Consider the following 2,745-nt stretch of genomic DNA (forward strand, 5'->3'; position numbering starts at 1 on the left):
CAAAACGGAGAGTTTGATCCTGGCTCAGGATGAACGCTGGCGGTATGCTTAACACATGCAAGTCGAACGGAGTACTTCGGTACTTAGTGGCGGACGGGTGAGTAACGCGTGAGAATCTGCCTTCAGGTTCGGGACAACCACTGGAAACGGTGGCTAATACCGAATGTGCAGCAATGTGAAATATTAATAGCCTGAAGATGAGCTCGCGTCTGATTAGCTAGTAGGTGTGGTAAGAGCGCACCTAGGCGACGATCAGTAGCTGGTCTGAGAGGATGATCAGCCACACTGGGACTGAGACACGGCCCAGACTCCTACGGGAGGCAGCAGTGGGGAATTTTCCGCAATGGGCGAAAGCCTGACGGAGCAATACCGCGTGAGGGAGGAAGGCTCTTGGGTTGTAAACCTCTTTTCTCAGGGAAGAAGACAATGACGGTACCTGAGGAATAAGCATCGGCTAACTCCGTGCCAGCAGCCGCGGTAATACGGAGGATGCAAGCGTTATCCGGAATGATTGGGCGTAAAGCGTCCGCAGGTGGCTGTGTAAGTCTGCTGTTAAATAGTGAGGCTCAACCTCATAAAGGCAGTGGAAACTACACGGCTCGAGTGCGTTCGGGGCAGAGGGAATTCCTGGTGTAGCGGTGAAATGCGTAGAGATCAGGAAGAACACCGGTGGCGAAAGCGCTCTGCTAGGCCGCAACTGACACTGAGGGACGAAAGCTAGGGGAGCGAATGGGATTAGATACCCCAGTAGTCCTAGCCGTAAACGATGGATACTAGGCGTGGCTTGTATCGACCCGAGCCGTGCCGTAGCTAACGCGTTAAGTATCCCGCCTGGGGAGTACGCAGGCAACTGTGAAACTCAAAGGAATTGACGGGGGCCCGCACAAGCGGTGGAGTATGTGGTTTAATTCGATGCAACGCGAAGAACCTTACCAGGACTTGACATGTCGCGAATCTTCTTGAAAGAGAAGAGTGCCTTCGGGAGCGCGAACACAGGTGGTGCATGGCTGTCGTCAGCTCGTGTCGTGAGATGTTGGGTTAAGTCCCGCAACGAGCGCAACCCTCGTTTTTAGTTGCCATCATTAAGTTGGGCACTCTAGAGAGACTGCCGGTGACAAACCGGAGGAAGGTGGGGATGACGTCAAGTCAGCATGCCCCTTACGTTCTGGGCTACACACGTACTACAATGCGACGGACAAAGGGCAGCTACCCAGCGATGGCAAGCTAATCTCACAAACCGTCGCTCAGTTCAGATCGCAGGCTGCAACTCGCCTGCGTGAAGGAGGAATCGCTAGTAATTGCAGGTCAGCATACTGCAGTGAATTCGTTCCCGGGCCTTGTACACACCGCCCGTCACACCATGGAAGCTGGTAGTGCCCGAAGTCATTACCCCAACCTTCGGGAGGGGGATGCCTAAGGCAGGACTGGTGACTGGGGTGAAGTCGTAACAAGGTAGCCGTACCGGAAGGTGTGGCTGGATCACCTCCTTTAAAGGAGACCTACCCGCTCAAATATTGAAAGCTTGATTGTGATTAAATATTGAGTTGGTCATCCTAATGGTCGGTGGCGTGAAAAAGTTGTTAGTTTCTTTCAAACTATATTTTGGTTCGTGAAGTATGGGCTATTAGCTCAGGTGGTTAGAGCGCACCCCTGATAAGGGTGAGGTCCCTGGTTCGAGTCCAGGATGGCCCACCTCAAAAAAGTTATTTGGGAAAAGTAAAAAGAATTTCTGATTCTGTGTTTGGCTTTTGCCTAGTAACTTTTTGGTGTTGGGGTAAAGCTGGGTGCTATGCTGTTAGCGGTCAGATGTCCTATAGCAACACGAATTAGATATGGATTCTTCAGCAACTGAGCATCAAGTTTGCCAGCCTGCTGGATATATATCCAGTAATTGAACCTTGAAAACTGCATAGTGAAGCGAATAATTGCAGGCAGACACACACAGACATAACTGAAGTGGTGTTTGCATTGTGAAAAACAATTGTTTTTTGGTCAAGCGAATAAGGGCTAACGGTGGATACCTAGGCACGCAGAGGCGATGAAGGACGTGGTTACCGACGATATGCTCCGGGGAGTTGGAAGCAAACATAGAGCCGGAGATTTCCGAATGGGGCAACCCTATATACTACCTGTTGAATATATAGACAGGTAAGAGCCAACCCAGCGAACTGAAACATCTTAGTAGCTGGAGGAAAAAAAATCAATAGAGATTCCCTAAGTAGTGGTGAGCGAACGGGGAAAAGCCTAAACCAGTAGGATTTCCTATTGGGGTAGTGGGACAGCGATACCGAATCCAGAAGTTAGACGAAGCAGCGAAATACTGCACCAGAGAAGGTGAAAGTCCTGTAATTGAAAACTGTATGGATAGTAGCTGTATCCCGAGTAGCATGGGGCACGAGGAATCCGATGTGAATCAGCGAGGACCATCTCGTAAGGCTAAATACTACTGCGTGACCGATAGTGAACCAGTACCGCGAGGGAAAGGTGAAAAGAACCCCAAATGGGGAGTGAAATAGAACATGAAACCGTTAGCTTACAAGCAGTGGAAGTCCGATTAAACGGATGACCGCGTGCCTGTTGAAGAATGAGCCGGCGACTTATAGGCACTGGTAGGTTAAGGCGTATATAGCCGCAGCCACAGCGAAAGCGAGTCTGAAAAGGGCGCAATTAATCAGTGTTTATAGACCCGAACCCTGGTGATCTAACCATGTCCAGGATGAAGCTTGGGTAACACCAAGTGGAGGT

At 50.3% G+C, this 2,745-nt stretch carries 1 tRNA gene and 2 rRNA genes; all 3 read left to right on the plus strand.

The window, feature by feature from the left end:
- The first annotated feature begins 1 nt into the window (after position 1).
- Positions 2-1,490 (plus strand): 16S ribosomal RNA (locus AABK37_RS40980).
- A 128-nt stretch (positions 1,491-1,618) separates the two neighbouring features.
- Positions 1,619-1,692 (plus strand) — tRNA-Ile (locus AABK37_RS40985).
- A gap of 298 nt (positions 1,693-1,990) precedes the next feature.
- Positions 1,991-2,745, plus strand: a 23S ribosomal RNA gene (locus AABK37_RS40990); the annotation flags it as partial.

The organism is Tolypothrix sp. VBCCA 56010, assembly GCF_050875635.1.
GTDB lineage: Bacteria > Cyanobacteriota > Cyanobacteriia > Cyanobacteriales > Nostocaceae > Hassallia.